We start from the raw sequence: 18214 nt of genomic DNA, 5'->3' as shown, positions 1-18214 counted from the left end.
AGCCCTTGCAGGAATGGCACCAGCCGTGTTTGCGAAGACAATAGAAAACAAAAAAGTCTGATATCTCATTGTCCTATTTTAGGTAAGGCTACACTTGCTACACATCTTCCACCTGCCACTCTGTATTTGTTTTCATTAACTAAGGCATTGTTGGCCTTGGAATAACGTCTGCTCGTAATCCACAAGTCGGTAGAGCCATTATTGTCGTTATAGGAATACTCGGTATAGTGGCTCACTTCGGTTACTTTGGATAACCTGCCTTGATACCGTCCCAATGTGAAGTATTCCAAAGTCCTGGTGCCATCCTGTGAAAGCTTGGGCGTGGAAATGAGCTTTGCATTCTGGTCATTTACTTCAATGAGAGATTGCTCATTTGGTGTAATCGATTCATTATTATTATTGCAAGAACTCAAAAGTCCTGTGAACAATAATAACTTTAACAAGTTGCCGGAAATTTTTAAATGTTTCATAAAATGAGTGTTTAATTAATGGAAGAAATTGAACGTTCATTTTAAAAGTATTTAGAAATTTACGGTAATGATAAAATATTTAACTGACGGCTTTTACTGATGATTATTAGCAATAAAATTTTCTATTTTAAAAATAAATATAAAAAGCAGGCAAATCATCGACAGCCTGCTTTTATTGTGAAGTGAATGAAATGGTATTATATCCCCTGCCAGTTGGAAGAGTATTGGTGGACATTATAAAAGGTCATTTTTCCTGCTTCTTTTCCATAGCCCAAGGGAAAGTATTCGATGTTTCTTCCAATAAGATACCCATCCGAATTAATGGTATAGTAATGTTTATAGTAAGGTTTTGCCTGGTTGGTGAAGGGGAGCGGCGTAATTTGTACCTGTTGTATAAGTACGTCGCTAAACTTACCGAAATACGGCAGGTATTTGTCAAAACCCAGATGCTCAGAATTTAAAGGGTAGTTATCCAGTTTCTCAGCTGAACCTTCGAGTGTGTAGAAGAAATTTATTTGCTGATAAGGTCCTATTGGTGAAGATTTTATGATCTCTTTTAGGCGCTCTTTGCCGATGCTATTTGCGACGTTATCGTAAGTAAATGTATGCTTTTGCGTAAGTGCTCCGGATGACAAATTGACTTCATCGAGCCGACCCATTTCATTGTATTTATACTCAGAGGTCCAATTGGTTGTCTGATTAATACTTGTTACGCAGCGACCGTTGACTATCTTATATTTTATTTCTTGCACAAGGACATTTGAGCTCTTGTTGTAGCGCTTACTCGTAATCCAGAGGTCGCCTGTGCTGTCGTCGTAGGAGTACTGTGTATAGAATGCTGTTTCAGAAACTTTTGATAACTTTCCTGTAAGACGTCCCTGTTTAATATATTGCAAGTTGGTAGTGCCATCTTTTACCAATTTCAACTCCGCATTTGTTTTAGCCGCCTGTTCCATAAGAGGCGTGGTACTTTCCAGCGGAGCTACCGCATCCTGGTTTTGACATGCCGTCATTACCCCGGCCAACATTAATGCTTTTAACAAATTCCCTGCTAATTGTAATTTTTTCATAACGTTTGTGATTGTAAATGTGTGAATAATTAAAACTATCGCTTCAAACTTAATCTCTGTTTTAGAAATCACTGTCATGCAATGCTTGATCGGTTTGAATGGATAATTCTTCGGTTTTTTGTTGCGATATGATCGTGTGTCCATGATAGCGACGCTCGGTATAAGCGTTTTCGAGAATGTTTTCAGCTTTCCTTTATTTACATTGTAATATCCGTAATACTTTAATTCCTTCGTGTGTTTCTTGATAATTCAGTTGTACAGGTAGTTTTGGTATTTCTATGCAGGCTGAAATATTAGTTCGAGGGTTTTGAGTTAGTGAATATTTATTTTGACAGCCATATGCGTTGCAGTTAATGTAAATATTTTCGGCAGATTTCCGGTGGGCGTAAATTTTCTCATGACGTTTTGGTGTTAAAGGGTTAACAAACTCGACTAATGTCGTTTCAAACATAATTTGCTTGTAGAAGTCGGCGGAAGTCCGGTAGTTGAAAAGCCGTGTTGAATGTGTCACCGTGTTGGGGATAGCCATATGGCACTGTTTTTGTGGTTGTTTTTCAAAACTCGATACCATGAAAACACTTAGTACGGACGGGCGGCAGAAAGTCACCGACATCGCCGCCCGGTATAATTTGCAGCCTCAAACCGTCGAATCACTTTTGAAAGCCATCATCCGTGGCAATGGAACGATGGCCCAATTCGATCTGCCAGAACTGGGCGGGCAGGGGCAATGGATGAAAGGAGGGATGACGATGGTGGGCGATATGTTCAATGCGTCGCTTCGAAGCACTGTCGACAAGCTCTGCAATGAACTGGCGGACTTGGTAACGAGTTCGGTGGTGTTCACGGATGATGATACATCCGCTGTGCCGAACAAAAGTGTTGCTGCGCCGGATATTCGGGCGGATAACACCTGGCCGACCGTTTTCGGAAGTCCTACGTCCACAGGTTCTCAAAACAATTTCCGTTACGCATATTTCGCGACTGTACACCGGCTGGTGATCGAAGAAAATGGCAAACGTACGATTTACGATACCTTGCATCACCACATCACCGGTGTTTCACAACAGCAGGGCGTCTCGGATGCGTACCATTTTACAAGCCGGGAAGGTATTGTTGATTTGAACGCGTTGAAAAAAGTTTCCGATCCTGATGCGCCCAAGCAGTCGACTCCCGAAATGACTTATGACGTTAATTCGACGGCTGGTCCGCATTCGCAGGACAGAAGCCCTCAGGATATTGTAATGGCCACCATTGAAAAGCTGAATATACTTTTTGAGAAGGGGCAGATTACGGAGGAGGAATTTACAGCCAAAAAGCAAGAAATGCTTTCGAGACTATAAAACAGAAAGCCGGCCGCCGTCGGCTTTCTGTTTTATAATACTTTATTACGGCACCAGGGGCGCCAAATATTTGCGTTCGGTGACAATCGGATTATTACTTCCCACGATTTTACGGCTAACTGTTTTCGCGTAGCCGTCCGCATTAAAGGTATAATTGAAAACCCAGCTTTGGGATGTTTTGTTATTGGCTGTGCCTATTTCATCAACCATCAATGTGGGCAGGTTACTATTGAACTTTCCAAAAATTGGTAGGTAGATAGAAGGAGTGTCAAAGAAACTTTCCGGATTTACTAGTAATAAATCAGGATCAGCACCATAGTTGTAAGTTATTACGCGGTAATTGTCATTGAACTTGTCGTAAAATAATATCTTATGCAGTGCTTTTGCATTACTGCCGTTGAAGACTTTGTAAACAAATTCAGTTCGCTCATAGACCTCGGCTTTGCTGAAACGTTTACTAAGCTGGCCATCGGCATTGTACTCTAATCCGTAGGCCTTACTCATCGCGACAGTTTCATAGCATCTTCCATTGACATCCAACTTATAGACGAATTCGCTAAGGTATTTATCTGTCCCGGTTTGGTAGTTTTTAACGGTAACAGCCTGAGGTGTATAACTGAATGTCAGGTAACAATTAGAAGTTTGATTGATTATTTTATTAAGCACTTTTCGGCCAAGCGCGTTGGTTGAGTATTCGAGTAACTTGTCACCGTCTTTGATCAGTTGAGCGGGAGAGGAAATTTTCGCATTGTGATCGCTAACGGTGGTAGCCGTCTGCGGCGCAAGTGCCGCCTCGTTTTCATTCTGGCAGGCTCCCAGCATCCCTGCGATCAAAAGTGTGTTGGCTACCATAGCCGCGTTTCGAATTAGTTTCATAATTACCTTCATTAAGTGTGATTAAATGATTTTGAATCGCCTCAAACATAGGCTACCTCTGTGCGAGTAAAAAATGCGATGGGCAAAAGGCGGGTATTGAAGAGCCTGCGGTCAAACAAACCGGCCCAGGTTACCCGGGCCGGTTTGTCGGGTTGTAAGCTAAAATTTGTAGTATGGGACGGTGTATGCCCGATCTGTGGTCGAAATCAATGTGCCGTCATATTTCTTGACAGTCGCATTCTTGACTTTGCCCGCATAATCCAATGTGTAAGTATGGTAATAGTTTATGTTGGATATTTGTTTCCCATTCGAGAACTTTTTGTCTGCGGAGCATTGAACGAGATTGTTGCTAAATTTCCCGAATACCGGAATGTACTTGCTGACACCCGTTGGAAACACATCGGGATTCAACGGCGATTTGTCTGCAATAGGTTCTGTGAGACTGTAATTAAACCATAGTTCCCTCGTCTTTGTACCCGCCGCATCATAAAATGTTACAGCAAATAGTGCATTTGTAATTCCATCGGCATCGGGAGTGTAGGTGAACTCGGTTCGCTCGTTAGGCTGTAATTTATTGTAATATTTCTTAAGTTGTCCGCTTTCGTTATACTCGTAAAGGTGCGTCTTGTTGGTAACGGTTTGCGTGCATCGCCCACTAGCATCCAGCGTATAAGTGAATGTCATCGTTGGGTTGGGGAAACCATTGATATATCTTTTTCCTGTGATTAACTGAGGCCCGTAAGTAAATTCGTGGTGCGCGCCATTGTCAGAAATTTCTTTCCATAAAGCACTCGGATCTTGATTGCCGTAAGCGAGGCTAACATTACCGTCTTTAATTAATTTACCTACACCTTGTGTTTTCGCGTTCCGGTCTGAGTCGGTCGTAGGTGCCTGTGGAATAAGCGCATTCTCATGCTCGTTCTGACAAGCTCCCAACATTCCTGCGAGTAAAAGGCCGGTGGCCAGGATTGAGGTGTTTCCAACTAGTTTCATAATGAAGTTGTTTAAGCGTGAATAAATTGATTTTGAACTGGCTTAAACATAACAGCGCTTCGAAATGGCGCGAAAAGCGATGGGCAAAAGGCAGGTTGTAAAAAGTTTAAGGTAAAATGGGGGGCATCTCCCGCGGTGGTGTCGAAAGAGGATTTTTTGCGAACCGGGCAACATTTGCGATTTTTGCCCTGTTTATAGGAAGCCGGGCCTCTATTAGTTCGATAGGACGCCCGCATTGGTTGGTAACATGATTTTTGCACAAATTTCCAAAATAGTAGATCCCATTGCCGTAAAGGTCGATCGGTGGACGGTGGATGCTTACCGCCTCCTGCCCAACCTGCTCATTGCCGTTGTTATCCTGGTCGTATTCAGGTTTCTGTCGAGGCTGGGCGGGAAGTTTATCGAGCGGATACTGGGCCACGCATCGCAGAATATAGCTTTGGTAGGGCTGATTTCGACCATTACCCGCATTGCGATTATCGCAACCGGTTTCTTCTTCGCATTAGGTGTTTTGGGGTTGGACAAAACGGTGACTTCCCTGCTCGCAGGCGCGGGTGTGCTTGCGTTGGCGCTCGGTTTCGCATTCCAGGATCTCACGACCAATTTCATCTCCGGTGCATTCATCGCCATTCAGCGCCCGATCCAGGTGGGGGATATTATCGAAACCAATGGCTACACGGGCAAGGTGCTGTCGATCGGGCTGCGTTCGGTGAAGCTGGATAACTTCGAGGGCCAGCAGGTGGAGCTGCCGAGTAAGGACATTTTTCAGAAGCCGATCGTGAACTTCACGCACTCGGGCGAACGACGTGTACGCATGGATGGCAGCATTGGCTATCGCGACGATCTGGCGATTGTGGAGAGCCTGGCGTTAAGTGTGATCAAAAAGCTGGACTTTATCGATCCATTGAAAGTAGTAGAATTCAACTTCACCCGTTTCACCGAAAAGAGCATTGATTTTGAAATCCTCTTCTGGATCCGTCAGGACAAGACCGGTCCCGGCCCAGCTAAAAGTGCGGCTATGAAAGTGGTGAAGCGGATTTTTGATGAAAACAATATTTCTTTCCCAACAGCGGCACGACCAATTGACCTAACACCGCCGACAGCTGGAAAAGCCGAGGCGTAATCTTACAAAAGCATACAAAAAGCCCCCGCCACGAATCGCAGCGGGGGCTTTTCAAAATCAATCCTATTATTAATAACGGTAGGTCTCCGCTTTGAAAGGACCTTCTACCGATACGCCGATGTAAGCAGCCTGCTCGTCGCTCAATGCGTCGAGTTTCGCGCCTACGTGTGCGAGGTGCAATGCAGCAACTTTTTCGTCCAATGCTTTTGGAAGGACGTATACTTTCTTCTCGTAAGCAGCCGTGTTGGTCCAAAGTTCGATCTGAGCCAGAGTCTGGTTCGAGAACGAGCATGACATTACGAATGACGGGTGGCCCATTGCGCAGCCCAGGTTCACCAGACGGCCTTCTGCCAGCACGATGATATCCTTGCCTTCCACATTGTAGATATCCACCTGTGGTTTGATCTGCGATTTGGTGTGGCCGTAAGTAGTGTTCAACCAAGCCATGTCGATTTCGTTATCGAAGTGGCCGATGTTACAAACTACCGCTTTGTCACGCATTTTGAGGAAGTGACGGTCGGTGATGATTTTGTAGTTACCGGTTGCGGTAACGAAGATGTTAGCGCGGTCGGCAGCTTCGTCCATTGTTACTACTTCGAAACCGTCCATAGCAGCCTGCAATGCGCAGATCGGGTCGATTTCGGTAACGAGTACGCGGCAGCCGGCACCACGGAGTGATTCCGCAGAACCTTTACCTACGTCGCCGTAACCTGCTACCACCGCTACTTTACCAGCAAGCATCAGGTCGGTTGCGCGGCGGATAGAGTCAACCAGTGACTCGCGGCAGCCATATTTGTTATCGAATTTAGACTTTGTAACTGAGTCGTTTACGTTGATAGAAGGCAGGTGGAGCGTTCCGTTTTTGTAGCGCTCGTACAAACGGTGAACACCGGTTGTAGTTTCTTCCGAAAGACCTTTGATGCCGTCGATCAGCTCAGGATATTCGTCGAATACCATGTTGGTAAGGTCACCACCGTCGTCAAGGATCATGTTGAGCGGCTTACGGTCTTCGCCGAAGAACAAAGTCTGCTCGATACACCAGTTGAATTCCTCTTCGTTCATTCCTTTCCAAGCGTACACAGGGATACCCGCTGCCGCGATAGCTGCTGCTGCGTGGTCTTGCGTAGAGAAGATGTTACATGAAGACCAGGTAACTTCTGCACCCAAAGCTGTAAGGGTTTCGATCAAAACCGCAGTCTGGATCGTCATGTGCAAGCAACCTGCAACACGTGCACCTGCCAAAGGCTGTGACGGACCGTATTCAGCACGGATCGCCATCAAACCAGGCATTTCAGCTTCTGCCAATGTGATTTCTTTACGGCCCCATTCGGCCAGCGAGATGTCTTTTACCTTGTACGGAATGTACGTTTCGGTTGACGTTGCCATTTTTTACAGTTTAGTTAATATCTTGATTTTACCACAAAACTAAGTAGAAAAACCACCGTAGGGAATATTTGCAGATACAAATTCTGATTTGGGGCTAAAATTTGGATATTTTATCTTTCAAATACTGGATATGACTGCATTATGAAGTGACGGCCCTGTGATTCACCGGTTAGCGGAGATATTTTGTCTGTGCCGCAAATGCACCAGGTGATAATGCCGTTCGTCGACAATAGTATGACGTCGGTCGACAATGCTTTTCAAACCCGGTATTGGCCCTCGAAATCGTTATCTTTGTTACCATGCGCCCTGTTTTCCCGGTCCCCGACAACGCTAAACATAAAAGAATTTTACTGCACATCACGTTCTGGCTCGCCGTACTGACGATCCTGACGGTCCTCTATGGTGCAGGCATGCCCGACTATTGGCTCACGATCGGCATTGTGGGCATGTTCATGCCGATCCACATTGGTTATTTTTACCTGATCGCCTATGTGATTATCCCGCGCTATTTTGATCGTAAGAAATACGTGCAGTTTATATTGTTTTTCCTGCTGATCGTAATCGGTTCTACGCTGGCTTTCAGGCTGATGGAAATACTCGTCGCGGACCCGATTATCTACAATGCGGTCAAAAAGAACGACCCGACGTTCGTATGGCGCAAGCTCGAAGGTACATTCAAACAGCAGCTCTTAAAGCAGACCTACCTGATCAGCGCATTCGAGCAGACCAATATTTTCGTCTGGATTGCATTGTCGGTGAAGTTTTTCAAAATGTGGTTCGATCGCAGGCAGGCGGCGATGGAAGCCGAGCTGAACTTCCTGAAAGGCCAGCTGCACCCGCATTTTTTGTTCAATACATTAAATAACCTGTATGCGCTGACGCTCAAACAATCGCCGCAGTCGCCGGGGGTGGTGATGGGGCTGGCGGAGATATTGCGGTATATGCTTTACGAGGCCAATACGGAGATCGTGCAGCTGGAAAGGGACATCAGCATTCTTAAAAGTTATATCGAATTGGAAAAAATCCGGTACGAGGAGCGGCTGGATATCAATTTCAGTATCAATGGTATATCGCCGGAATACCGCATTGCGCCGCTGCTGATATTGCCGCTGGTCGAGAATGCATTCAAGCATGGCGCGAGCGAGCAGATCGGCCAGGCGTGGATCAATATGGATTTGCGCGTGAAGAACAATGCATTGAAATTCAAAATCTCGAACAGCAAGCCCGAAACTGCTGTGCACGACGACCGCCCGCACCACGTGAGCATAGGCCTCGCAAACGTGCGCAAGCGGCTGGAAATCCTTTATCCTTCGGCGCATAACCTTAAAATCATGGACGAGGAGGATGTTTTTGCCGTAATTTTGGAAATTGACCTGGATAAACGTTTGGAAATCTGATATTTATGAAGCTGAAAGCCATCCTGGTGGACGATGAACCCCACGCGATCGAAGTACTGGACAACTACCTCGCCAATTTCGCGGAAATAGAGGTTGCGGCGCGCTGCCAGGATGCGATCCAGGCATTCCAGGTGTTGCAGCAGCAGAAGATCGACCTCATGTTTCTGGATGTAAAAATGCCGGGGCTGAAAGGTACCGACCTGCTCAGAAGCCTCAAAAACCCTCCGAAAGTCGTTTTTACAACCGCTTACCAGGATTACGCCGTCGAAGGTTTCGACCTCAATGCAGTGGATTACCTGTTAAAACCCATTCCATTCGAGCGCTTCCTGCGTGCAATGGACAAGGTTTTTACGGGTTTGAATATTACCAATCAATCCGTTTCAGTAGCGCAAAAGGCTGCGCAGACGCCCCAGGATGTGTTTTTGTATTTAAAAGTAGACCGTAAAATGGTGAAAGTGAACGTCAACGACATTTACTGGATCGAAAGCCTGCGCGACTATATTAAAGTGGTTTTGAAAGACAAAGCACTCATTTCAAAACAGAAAATAAGCCTTTTGGAAGAACTCCTGCCCGAGGACGGCTTCATCCGCATTCACCGGTCGTTCATCGTCTCCGTCGATAAGGTTGAAAGCTACCATTCCCACAAGCTCGAAATCGCCGGGAAGGAGCTGCCTATCGGCCGCAACTTCCGCAACGACTGCCAGCGCCGCTTCAAGCTCACATTTTAAACGGCGCCGCAAACGGCGTTTGTCGACAAAACCCGCTGTTGATCGACACTCGGTTTCATACGCTTCCCAGGCTCGCCAAATCGGTTTAAAATTGCACCGCCATTGAGAAATGGAATGTATTCATTTAAATCATTTGGATTATTAGCCATGTTAAACGCAAGAAGAATTCTTTGGGCAACCTTGTCTTTTGCCCTGTTGCTGGGTAGCTGCAAGGAGGACGAAGATCCAACACCATCCAACACATTGACCGCCAAAGCAGGAGCGGACCAGAATGTAAACGCAGGCTCTGCGGTGAACCTCGACGGCAGCGCTTCTGCCGACAGCGAGAACAAGCCTTTCGAATTCAGCTGGGCATTCAGTAAGAAGCCGGCCGGCAGTACCGCCAACCTGGCGTCGGCTACCACCGCGAAACCGACCTTCACCGCCGATCTTCCCGGCGAGTACGAAGTGGAGCTGACCATCAGCAATGCCAATGGCCAGAGCAAAGACAAGGTCCTGATCACGGCTACGGTAATCGAACCGATCGTGATCGACGCGAACATCCGCGCCAAACTCACTTTGGCCGACCGCGTCAACAACCCGTCGATTCCGGATTACATCGTGAATGCGAACGTAACGGTGAATGCCGAACTCGAAATCAAACCGGGCGTTGTGATCGCATTTGCACGTGATACCCGCCTGGAAATCAACGACGGCGGCGGTGTACTGCTCGCGAAAGGCGATTCGGCGAACCCGATCCGCTTCATCGGCAAGGAAACGACCAAAGGGTTCTGGTCGGGCGTGACGTTCCGCTCGTCGAGCAGCGCCAACACGCTTGAATACGTACAGATGCTGCACGCAGGCAGCAAGCCATTGTACAGCACTACCAAAGCGGGTATGGCAATTCTGGGCAGCCAGGCGGAGGTTAATATCAGGCACTGTCTGTTCGAAGCGAATGCGGGTTATGGCCTTTACATTCAGCAAGGTGCAGCGCTGGCTTCGTTTGAAAAGAACAACTTCAAAGACAATACCGAAGCAGGTCTGCTGCTGAGCGCCGAAAACGTGAAGAACCTCGATACGGATTCGAAATTCACAAACGGCAATGGCCGCAATGTGGTCGAGATCTTCTCGTCGTCCCTGCCTAAAAACGCCGCTGCCGAAGTGGTATGGAAAGGTTTCAAAGACAAAACGCCTTACCGCATTCTCGAAAACATTACCTCTGACGCCAATTGGAAACTCCTGCCGGGCGTAACTGTCGAAGTAGGCCGCGCAGGCTTCATCACTATCGACGACGGTTATTTCAATGCGGTAGGAACGGAAACCAACAAAATCGTCATTCGCGGCGCTGAAAATTCAGCCGCTTACTGGAAAGGGATGATCTGCTTCTCGACCAGCGACCAGAATATCATCGAAAACGCGGAAGTGTCTGGCGGCGGTAACATCGCGATCGTATCGGGCAAGAAGGCCAACATCGCGGTCTACGGCGGACAATCGCGCATGGCGATCCGGAAATCGGTGATCTCCAACAGCGGTGGCTACGGCATCTTCGTCAACTACCAGGCTACCATCAATGCCGACGTCGAAACCGTGAACACATTCAAGGACAATGCACAAGCGAAGCTCCTGAAAGAGTAGGGCCGCTTTGAACTATGAAACTCATCGCGCATTGCGTGCTCGTGGGACTGCTGGTCGCCGCGGGCATGCAAAACCGGGCGGTGCGCTCTGCCCGGCAGCCATTCCCCGAAAAGGGCTTCTGGGTGGCGGAAACCAATCCCGGTAAAAAATCGACGATCGTACGGTACTACGCCCACAGCAACCACCTCGTGTCGGAAACGACCGAACCGGAGCTGCTCGACATTACGAAGCTTTCAGTTAGAAAATACCTGAATGGAAAGCTTCGCAAAGAGCTGGAAAAGGATACCACGGGCCAGTCGGCCATCAAACTTTACGAAATCCCTTGAAATCTAAATAAATCAAAAACAGCCATGAAAATTAAAATTACACCCTCACTGGTCATAAGCAGATTTGCAAAATCCGCATTGGCCCTGGCCGTTCTGGCCATGTCTTTCACTGCTTGTAAGGACGACGACGATCCGAAGCCAGGTGGCGACGGAGACGGCGGCGGAACCGAGAAAGTATTTATTCCAACAAAAGACAAGAGCTACGTTTATAAAATCACCGATTCGGACGGCTCCACCGGCGATATGATCACCAAGATTATCAGTACCGCCGACTCGGCGGGCTTGCAAGTCCATACGATCAGCAATTTCATCCGCGAAAACGAGGAAGAGAAAACATTCAAATCCAAGGCCTATGCCAAGGGCGGTACTACCACCAACGAGTTGCCTTACCCCGTCGCGATTAAGGAGATGGTAAACGAAATCAACGACATCGCCTACATTTCAGATTTGAAGATCACCGGCTTCCCGCAATATCAGATGCTGGAAAACAATGGGAAAGTCAACAGCCCGCTCACATTCAAGGGTGATCCTATCAAGTTGATCATGGAGCTGGAAATTCCGGTAGGCGAAGAAGGCTCGGTAATCGGCAAGCTCGAAGCGCGTATGACGCATAAAAACGGCAAAGCGGTAGCCGAAGAATCAATCACTACGCCAGCTGGCGAATTCAAATGTACCAAATGGGAATACTCGTACGAGGTTTATACCAAGTTCGAAACGGAAGTGACGCAGCCGGAAATCACTACTGAGCTCGTGAACGTAACGCTCTGGACCGCACCGGGTGTGGGTGTCGTGAAATCGATCGAAAAAGGCGAAGAGAGCACTTCTACCACCGAGCTGCGGAAAGTCGAATAAGCGGCTATGAAAAAATGGATTCTGATGCTGCAATGGGCCCTGGTACTGGGGCTCGCTGCGGCGTGCACCACCGACGACGAGCCCGGAACGGAGGGTGGCGGTAAAAAGGGCTATGCCACCGGCAAAGTAACCGATACACAGGGTAATCCGATGAAGGGCGTGGAAGTAGTGATCGACAATACGATGTTCCACGCATCCTATTCGCTCGGGAGTACCGACGCGAATGGAAACTACCAGATCCAGCTACCCAGCGTCGGTACATTCATGGCCTCGGCGCAGATCGTGAAAGAATACAATGGCCGCCGCTACGAGCAGGACTTGGATGTGGACGTTTACGAGGCATTCAGTATCGATGGGGCCGTACGGAATTTTCAGTGGAAACTCACCGGCGAGCGCCCGGAGGGGGAGGGTTTTTTCGGCGCAACGATCGGGATCAACAAAGCACTGTACAGTGTAATCTACGATGATGAAAACATCGAATTTACGCTCACGCCCGTGGGTAACCTGATCGATGGGTCGAAAGGAAAGCAGCTGAAAATGAAGGCGGCGAACGGATACCTCGAAGACATTCCGTTGGGACGGTATGAAATGACCGCCTATTACAACGGGGAAGCTGGTAAAATGCCGCTCAAACTGCGCGACCACTTCTCGGACGACGAGTATGGGAGTACGCTGGTGATCGATTTCGAACCCAGCACCATTTGGGGAAGGAATTCCTTTTACATCAGCTACACCGAAGAGGATGTGTAGCGGCCAACAAAGAAAACAATAGAGAAATAGGATGGATAATTTGAGACTAGCCAGATCTTCAAGACCTGGCTAGTTTTGTTTTATATCAAAACAGAAAAGCTCTTGAAAATCGCTCCAAGCCTAACTGCATCAAATATACGCGCCTGAGAGCCGCCGTGGTTCAGCACCGACTGTTCGTGCGAAGTCACGCACATTTCGCAACCGTTCAATGCGGAAATGACGAGGCTCAAAAGTTCGAAAAACTCCTTGCCCAGCACTGGGTTCACCATAATGCTCATTTTGATGCCAGCAGGCGCATTATCGTAAAATTCCTTGTGCATGAAATGGCGGAAACGGTAGAATACATTGTTCGCATTCATCAGTGAAACACAGGCCGTTACCTCCGCGATTTCCTTCTCGTCCGCGCCTTCCTGCGCAGCAAGTTCTTCCAGCGCCGCGATCAACGCCGCGTTTTTTTCATTGATAGCAACCGACAATGCGAGCAGCAATGCCTCCTTACGGTTCAATGTTTGTGATTTCAATACATTACCAACATTGATTTTCAGGTCTTTGAGGTAACGATGGTCAAGCGCGGCGAGCTTGTTGATGAGTACGCTTTCGAATTCAGCAGGCAAATTGACCTCTTTATACAGGGACTCTTTCGTGTTCCCTGTGGCAGCAAATGGATACATGTTCGTTTTGAATTTTAAGCGGGAAGGTTTTCCCGTGGATAGAAAAAAAGCAGTTCACAGAACCGGCGTGCGAATGGCCAACCGCTGTGAACTGCTTTCGAAAGGCTTATTATGCGATAGTCGCTTCGCCTTTTTGCCAGTTGCAAGGGCAAAGTTCGTCGGTTTGCAAAGCATCGAGTACGCGCAATACTTCTGATACGTTACGGCCTACCGAAAGGTCGTTAACGCTTACCCAACGGATGATACCTTGTGGATCTACGATGTAAGTCACGCGGTAAGCGATTTTCTCGTTTGCTTCGAGGATACCCAGCTCTTCTGCCAATGATTTAGAAGTGTCGGCCAGCATCGGGAATTGCAGGTCGCGCAGGTCGTCGTGGTTTTTGCGCCATGCCAAATGCACGTACTCGCTGTCGGTAGAAGCACCGATCAGGATCGTGTCACGGTCGGCGAAGTCTGCAGTGTGTTTGTTGAACTCGGCGATTTCCGTAGGGCACACAAAGGTGAAATCCTTTGGCCACCAGAACATTACCATCCATTTCTCAGCGTTTTTGTGATCTTCTGAGGTAATATCGTAGAATTCGTTTCCTTTTTCCAACGATACTACGGATGTTTTTTTGAATTCCGGGAAAACCGATCCAACTGATAACAGTCTATTAGCCATGATTATTCGTTTGTTTATAAATTGTATTTTTTGGTGTTACAAAACTACGAATGAGGAGTACATGGGTCAAACGCCAACCTGGTATTATGCCAGGAAAGAGTTGATTTAATCAAATGAATTTAGTTTTATTTATAGAAACGGAGCTATTATAAATTGTGTTTATAATTACATCAATTTTTGCAATATAATTATACTAATAATAACTGTAATTATAAATTATCTATCGGGCATTACGCCCAGTACCGTTTCGAGCGACATCCCGCGCGAGCCCTTGATGAGGAAATGTGTATTTTCTTGCGGATTATCCATGATCCAGTTGTGCAGCGAGAATTTATCGGGGAAATAGTAAGCTTTCGGCAACGCGGGCAGCGCGTGCTGCATGAGTTTTCCTGCAAGTATTACGACGTCGAACTTCTCACCGGCGATCTGTTTTCCCAAAGCTAAATGTTCTTCCGGCGCGGCATCGCCCAGTTCGAACATATCACCCAGGATCAAAATCTTCCGCGGCGCTTCCATCTTGCCGAAATTGGCCACCGCCGCGGCCATCGACGATGGATTCGCATTGTAAGCGTCCATAATCACGGTATTTGTCCCTTTTTTGACGATTTGCGAGCGGTTGTTGTCCGGTTCGTACGTCGCTACCGCCTCGTACGCATCCGCATCTTCGACTCCGAAATGCTTACCCACGGCCAGCGCGGCGCAAATGTTGTCGAAATTGTATCTTCCGGGTAAATGGGTGGTTACAGTCTTGCCGCCGTTACTGAAAACGACGTTCGGGTTTTCCTCGATCAGCGACGGGTTCACCGGGCTATTTTCCGAACAATAGAATACGATCTCACCGAATGCCCGGCGCTTGCTCACCATGTCCAGGATCACGTCCTGGGTGGAATTCACAAACACAGTCCCTTTCTTTTTGGAAAGGAAATCGAACAGCTCGCCCTTGCCTTTGATAATCCCGGCAACGCCTCCGAAACCTTCCAGATGCGCCTTGCCGATGTTGGTAATAAGCCCGTGCGTCGGTTGCGCAATGCTGGCGAGCAATGCAATTTCCTGCTGGTGATTGGCACCCATTTCAACGACGGCCATTTCATGCTTCGCCGGGTCGATGCTCAGGATCGTGAGCGGCACGCCGATGTGGTTGTTCAGGTTACCGCGCGTGGCGTACGTGTTGAACTTCATCGAAAGCACCTTGGCAATCAGCTCCTTGGTAGTGGTTTTGCCGTTGGAGCCGGTCAATGCAACCACGGGAAAGTCGAACGTCTTGCGGTGGTGGCGCGCCAGGTCCTGCAATGCGGTAAGGCCGTCTTCGAAAAGCAAAAAGCGGTCGCTGGTAACCACATCCGGGTCGTCGACTACCGCATAAGCCGCGCCCTTTTGCAAAGCTTCGGCCGCATATTGGTTACCATCGAACTTATCGCCTTTCAATGCGAAGAAAATGCAGCCGTCGGTGATCTGGCGGGTGTCGGTGGAAACTTTGGCGCCCTTGCGGTATATATCGTAAAGTGTTTCGATGGAAGTATACATGAATTGTCGTGTCGTTATAAAGTTATTATGGCTTATTTCGTTACGTTTAAGACAAACAAGCCCGCCGCGGAGCCTTGCGGTGACCGCTGAAAACCTGCAAAACTAACAGATTATTCCTCAACAATGCGAACCAAATTTACCGCCTTTATCCTCTGCCTCATCTGCTTTTACAAACCTTCGGAACTGCTCGCGCAGCAGGCCTGGTTCAAGCTCGATACACTCACGGGCGTGTCCGTGGGCGGCGTGAAAATGACGAACCCGTGGGGCGGGGGACTGAACGCGTCGCAATTCCTGAAAATGCATTTGAACAACGACGCCGACGAGGACCTGGTCGTTTACGATCGGACCAACAGCAAGGTTACGACGTTCCTGGCAGGCCCCGATCCGCTGAATCCGGGCAAAAAGACGTTCATCCACGCGCCCTATTACGAGACCCTCTTCCCGCAGGTGGATAACTGGATGATCCTCGCCGACTATAATGGCGACGGCCTGAAAGACCTTTTCGCGAGCACATCGCTGGGTATTCTCGTTTATCAGCAGGTCAAAACGGGCAATGTGTGGTCCTGGAAGAAAGTGCGGGATGTGTTGTATACCAAAGGCTTTTCGGGTAATATCAATATGCAGGTGTCGGGTACCGACATTCCGGCTATTACAGACGTGGACGACGACGGCGACCTCGACCTGCTGACTTTCGATTTCACAGGAACTTACATTGAGCTGCACCAGAACCTGAGCATGGAAAAATTCGGCGTGCGCGACAGCCTCGGCACGCAGGCCAGCCCGGTTTTTCAGCGTAACGGCGACTGCTGGGGGAATTTTCACAAAGGCGATGCCGAAGACTTCGTGGTAGGCGTTAATTGCGAAGTGGTGACCGATCCCTCGGCCCGGACGGCTGCGCCTACGCACATCCTGCACGCGGGAAACTCTATTATGCTGCACGATCTGAATGGCGACGGCACCAAGGACCTCCTGGCGGGCCACATCAGCAATGACCACATTTCGTTCCTGCCCAACTCCGCCAAAGGCATTATTGCCAATTTTACGGGCTACACAAATACCTATCCCGCGATAGACCCGATCACGCTGCACATTTTCCCGGCTGGTTTTTACGAAGACGTCGATTTCGATGGCGTGAAAGACCTGCTCATCGCGCCCAGCCTGCCCGCGAGCGACGCGAATATGACCGATTTCAAATCCTCGGGCTGGTACTACCACAATGAAGGCACGAGCGACAAACCCGTTTTCAAACTGGTCCGCAAAAACTTCTTGCAGGATCAGATGATCGACGTCGGCGAAAACGCGGTGCCGTCTTTCTTTGACATCGACGGCGACGGCGACCTGGATATGCTCGTCGGAACCGGCGGAAATCCGGTAAGCGGCGGTTTCAAGGGAAGTTTATGGTATTTAAAAAACAACGGCACCGCTACCGAACCGAATTTCAGTCTCGAATCGCAGGATTACCTCGAACTGCTTTCAAAGCTTTCTGTTTACAATATCAAACCCCAATGGGCCGATTTCAATGGCGATGGCGTGGCTGATCTGGGTTTCGCGGCGACAGCATCTTCCAGCCTGAAACTCGAATACCGTTACATTCCCAACAAAGGCGCAAACGGCGCCGCTGTACAGCTCAACCTCGCCGAGGCAGTCACCATAGCATTGCCCTCGGAACTCCAAATCGGCGATTCTCCCTATTTCTACGACGCCGACGAAGATGGTGACCTCGACCTGCTCATCGGCAAAACGCAAGGCAACATTTACTACTACACCAACACCGGTACCAACAAGCAATACACTTTCAAATTAGAAACCGACGCATTCGCAGGCGTGGATATCAACTTTGCAGGCCGCTTCTCGCAGGTAGCCGTCGCCGATTTCGACCTCGACGGCAAGCCCGACCTCGCGACCGTCGACCACACCGGCACGATCCGCGTCTTCAACAATGCCGACTGGGGCAAATGGACCGATCGCGCGAGCGCTATCATCAGCGTGAACGGCAAGGCCGGAGATATGTACCTGGGAAATTACCTCTCGCTCGCCGTCGCCGACCTGAACGGCGACAAAAAGCCCGACGTCGCGATCGGCACCAATGCGGGCGGCCTGCGTTTACTGACCAACATTCTCCCGGTGTCGGTAACGGGTGTGGAGCCGGGTAATGCGGGCGAAGTGAAGGTGTTTCCGAACCCGTCGGTCGATTTTTTCAAAGTGTATGCTTCCAAAGCGGGGACTTTCGATGTGCTCACGGCGGGCGGCGTACGTATGCTCGGGAACCGCGGTATCCGCGCCAACGAAACACAGCAAATATCCACCGCGCAATGGCCGGCGGGGCTGTACCTCGTCGAGTTCAAAACAGGTAACAGCCGGGTAGTCAGGAAGGTTGTGGTGGGCGATTAGGCGGGCAAAAACCCGAAAGACTTGCCGCATTTGGCAGTAGAT

General features: G+C 48.7%; 17 protein-coding genes. 9 read left to right on the top strand and 8 right to left on the bottom strand.

The features are described from left to right. Nucleotides 1-65: 65 nt before the first annotated feature. Together BLQ88_RS33845 and BLQ88_RS33840 are read right to left on the bottom strand one after the other, a co-directional pair. Nucleotides 66-470 carry a hypothetical protein gene (locus BLQ88_RS33845; protein WP_090157448.1) on the bottom strand — a complete coding sequence of 135 codons (405 nt, stop codon included), beginning with the start codon at nucleotides 468-470 and terminating at the stop codon, nucleotides 66-68. Between the two features lie 197 nt (nucleotides 471-667). Continuing rightward, on the bottom strand, nucleotides 668-1618 hold the full coding sequence (locus BLQ88_RS33840; protein WP_090157447.1) for a hypothetical protein: 951 nt from the start codon (nucleotides 1616-1618) through the stop codon (nucleotides 668-670). Between the two features lie 491 nt (nucleotides 1619-2109). On the opposite strand from BLQ88_RS33840, the gene BLQ88_RS33835 reads away from it, so the two are divergent. Beyond that, nucleotides 2110-2880, top strand: coding sequence for an SHOCT domain-containing protein (locus tag BLQ88_RS33835; RefSeq protein ID WP_090157446.1), 771 nt, complete (start codon nucleotides 2110-2112; stop codon nucleotides 2878-2880). Nucleotides 2881-2925: 45 nt separating this feature from the next. Here the strand turns inward: BLQ88_RS33835 and BLQ88_RS33830 are convergent, their stop codons facing one another. Then, nucleotides 2926-3732 (bottom strand): hypothetical protein, encoded by an 807-nt coding sequence (locus BLQ88_RS33830; protein WP_218132983.1) that lies wholly within the window; start codon nucleotides 3730-3732, stop codon nucleotides 2926-2928. 183 nt (nucleotides 3733-3915) lie between these two features. Next, the gene (locus BLQ88_RS33825) at nucleotides 3916-4749 is read right to left on the bottom strand and encodes a hypothetical protein (RefSeq protein ID WP_090157444.1); all 834 of its coding nucleotides are present in this window, start codon (nucleotides 4747-4749) and stop codon (nucleotides 3916-3918) included. Nucleotides 4750-4996: 247 nt separating this feature from the next. On the opposite strand from BLQ88_RS33825, the gene BLQ88_RS33820 reads away from it, so the two are divergent. Continuing rightward, on the top strand, nucleotides 4997-5872 hold the full coding sequence (locus BLQ88_RS33820; RefSeq protein ID WP_090157443.1) for a mechanosensitive ion channel family protein: 876 nt from the start codon (nucleotides 4997-4999) through the stop codon (nucleotides 5870-5872). Between the two features lie 69 nt (nucleotides 5873-5941). Here the strand turns inward: BLQ88_RS33820 and ahcY are convergent, their stop codons facing one another. Then, nucleotides 5942-7258 carry an adenosylhomocysteinase gene (gene ahcY, locus BLQ88_RS33815; RefSeq protein ID WP_090157442.1) on the bottom strand — a complete coding sequence of 439 codons (1317 nt, stop codon included), beginning with the start codon at nucleotides 7256-7258 and terminating at the stop codon, nucleotides 5942-5944. A 299-nt stretch (nucleotides 7259-7557) separates the two neighbouring features. Between ahcY and BLQ88_RS33810 the strand changes: the two genes are divergently transcribed. The 6 genes from BLQ88_RS33810 to BLQ88_RS33785 all read left to right on the top strand — a co-directional run bounded on the left by BLQ88_RS33810 (nucleotide 7558) and on the right by BLQ88_RS33785 (nucleotide 12925). Beyond that, the gene (locus tag BLQ88_RS33810) at nucleotides 7558-8655 is read left to right on the top strand and encodes a sensor histidine kinase (RefSeq protein ID WP_090157457.1); all 1098 of its coding nucleotides are present in this window, start codon (nucleotides 7558-7560) and stop codon (nucleotides 8653-8655) included. Nucleotides 8656-8660: 5 nt separating this feature from the next. Continuing rightward, nucleotides 8661-9383, top strand: a complete 723-nt coding sequence (locus BLQ88_RS33805) for a LytR/AlgR family response regulator transcription factor (RefSeq protein ID WP_090157441.1) — start codon at nucleotides 8661-8663, stop codon at nucleotides 9381-9383. 147 nt (nucleotides 9384-9530) lie between these two features. Beyond that, on the top strand, nucleotides 9531-10997 hold the full coding sequence (locus tag BLQ88_RS33800; protein WP_090157440.1) for a PKD domain-containing protein: 1467 nt from the start codon (nucleotides 9531-9533) through the stop codon (nucleotides 10995-10997). A 14-nt stretch (nucleotides 10998-11011) separates the two neighbouring features. Next, nucleotides 11012-11323, top strand: coding sequence for a hypothetical protein (locus tag BLQ88_RS33795; RefSeq protein ID WP_090157439.1), 312 nt, complete (start codon nucleotides 11012-11014; stop codon nucleotides 11321-11323). Between the two features lie 24 nt (nucleotides 11324-11347). Continuing rightward, nucleotides 11348-12175, top strand: a complete 828-nt coding sequence (locus BLQ88_RS33790) for a TapB family protein (RefSeq protein ID WP_090157438.1) — start codon at nucleotides 11348-11350, stop codon at nucleotides 12173-12175. A 6-nt stretch (nucleotides 12176-12181) separates the two neighbouring features. After that, complete coding sequence (locus tag BLQ88_RS33785) at nucleotides 12182-12925, top strand: carboxypeptidase-like regulatory domain-containing protein (protein WP_090157437.1); 744 nt, start codon at nucleotides 12182-12184, stop codon at nucleotides 12923-12925. 80 nt (nucleotides 12926-13005) lie between these two features. On the opposite strand, the gene BLQ88_RS33780 is transcribed toward BLQ88_RS33785, so the two are convergent. From BLQ88_RS33780 to BLQ88_RS33770, 3 genes are all read right to left on the bottom strand, one after another. Continuing rightward, a complete protein-coding gene (locus BLQ88_RS33780) occupies nucleotides 13006-13596 on the bottom strand; it encodes a carboxymuconolactone decarboxylase family protein (protein ID WP_090157436.1) in 591 nt (196 codons plus the stop codon). 109 nt (nucleotides 13597-13705) lie between these two features. Beyond that, nucleotides 13706-14257: a peroxiredoxin gene (locus BLQ88_RS33775; protein WP_090157435.1), complete on the bottom strand. Its 552-nt coding sequence runs from the start codon at nucleotides 14255-14257 to the stop codon at nucleotides 13706-13708. A 216-nt stretch (nucleotides 14258-14473) separates the two neighbouring features. Further along, nucleotides 14474-15781 (bottom strand): UDP-N-acetylmuramoyl-tripeptide--D-alanyl-D-alanine ligase, encoded by a 1308-nt coding sequence (locus tag BLQ88_RS33770; RefSeq protein ID WP_090157434.1) that lies wholly within the window; start codon nucleotides 15779-15781, stop codon nucleotides 14474-14476. Between the two features lie 123 nt (nucleotides 15782-15904). Here BLQ88_RS33770 and BLQ88_RS33765 point away from each other — a divergent pair, with 123 nt between their 5' ends. Beyond that, nucleotides 15905-18172, top strand: coding sequence for an FG-GAP-like repeat-containing protein (locus BLQ88_RS33765; RefSeq protein WP_090157433.1), 2268 nt, complete (start codon nucleotides 15905-15907; stop codon nucleotides 18170-18172). The last annotated feature ends 42 nt before the right edge of the window (nucleotides 18173-18214 follow it).

The sequence above is a fragment of the Dyadobacter soli genome (genome assembly GCF_900101885.1).
GTDB lineage: Bacteria > Bacteroidota > Bacteroidia > Cytophagales > Spirosomataceae > Dyadobacter > Dyadobacter soli.
This window is presented reverse-complemented; position numbering and strand designations above follow the sequence as displayed.

What these genes read in the sequence shown, in the direction of transcription:
- BLQ88_RS33845 (WP_090157448.1), bottom strand. Translation starts at nt 470, where the DNA reads ATGAAACATTTAAAAATTTCCGGCAACTTGTTAAAGTTATTATTGTTC.
- BLQ88_RS33840 (WP_090157447.1), bottom strand. Translation starts at nt 1,618, where the DNA reads ATGACAGTGATTTCTAAAACAGAGATTAAGTTTGAAGCGATAGTTTTA.
- BLQ88_RS33835 (WP_090157446.1), top strand. Translation starts at nt 2,110, where the DNA reads ATGAAAACACTTAGTACGGACGGGCGGCAGAAAGTCACCGACATCGCC.
- BLQ88_RS33830 (WP_218132983.1), bottom strand. Translation starts at nt 3,732, where the DNA reads ATGGTAGCCAACACACTTTTGATCGCAGGGATGCTGGGAGCCTGCCAG.
- BLQ88_RS33825 (WP_090157444.1), bottom strand. Translation starts at nt 4,749, where the DNA reads ATGAAACTAGTTGGAAACACCTCAATCCTGGCCACCGGCCTTTTACTC.
- BLQ88_RS33820 (WP_090157443.1), top strand. Translation starts at nt 4,997, where the DNA reads ATGATTTTTGCACAAATTTCCAAAATAGTAGATCCCATTGCCGTAAAG.
- ahcY (WP_090157442.1), bottom strand. Translation starts at nt 7,258, where the DNA reads ATGGCAACGTCAACCGAAACGTACATTCCGTACAAGGTAAAAGACATC.
- BLQ88_RS33810 (WP_090157457.1), top strand. Translation starts at nt 7,558, where the DNA reads ATGCGCCCTGTTTTCCCGGTCCCCGACAACGCTAAACATAAAAGAATT.
- BLQ88_RS33805 (WP_090157441.1), top strand. Translation starts at nt 8,661, where the DNA reads ATGAAGCTGAAAGCCATCCTGGTGGACGATGAACCCCACGCGATCGAA.
- BLQ88_RS33800 (WP_090157440.1), top strand. Translation starts at nt 9,531, where the DNA reads ATGTTAAACGCAAGAAGAATTCTTTGGGCAACCTTGTCTTTTGCCCTG.
- BLQ88_RS33795 (WP_090157439.1), top strand. Translation starts at nt 11,012, where the DNA reads ATGAAACTCATCGCGCATTGCGTGCTCGTGGGACTGCTGGTCGCCGCG.
- BLQ88_RS33790 (WP_090157438.1), top strand. Translation starts at nt 11,348, where the DNA reads ATGAAAATTAAAATTACACCCTCACTGGTCATAAGCAGATTTGCAAAA.
- BLQ88_RS33785 (WP_090157437.1), top strand. Translation starts at nt 12,182, where the DNA reads ATGAAAAAATGGATTCTGATGCTGCAATGGGCCCTGGTACTGGGGCTC.
- BLQ88_RS33780 (WP_090157436.1), bottom strand. Translation starts at nt 13,596, where the DNA reads ATGTATCCATTTGCTGCCACAGGGAACACGAAAGAGTCCCTGTATAAA.
- BLQ88_RS33775 (WP_090157435.1), bottom strand. Translation starts at nt 14,257, where the DNA reads ATGGCTAATAGACTGTTATCAGTTGGATCGGTTTTCCCGGAATTCAAA.
- BLQ88_RS33770 (WP_090157434.1), bottom strand. Translation starts at nt 15,781, where the DNA reads ATGTATACTTCCATCGAAACACTTTACGATATATACCGCAAGGGCGCC.
- BLQ88_RS33765 (WP_090157433.1), top strand. Translation starts at nt 15,905, where the DNA reads ATGCGAACCAAATTTACCGCCTTTATCCTCTGCCTCATCTGCTTTTAC.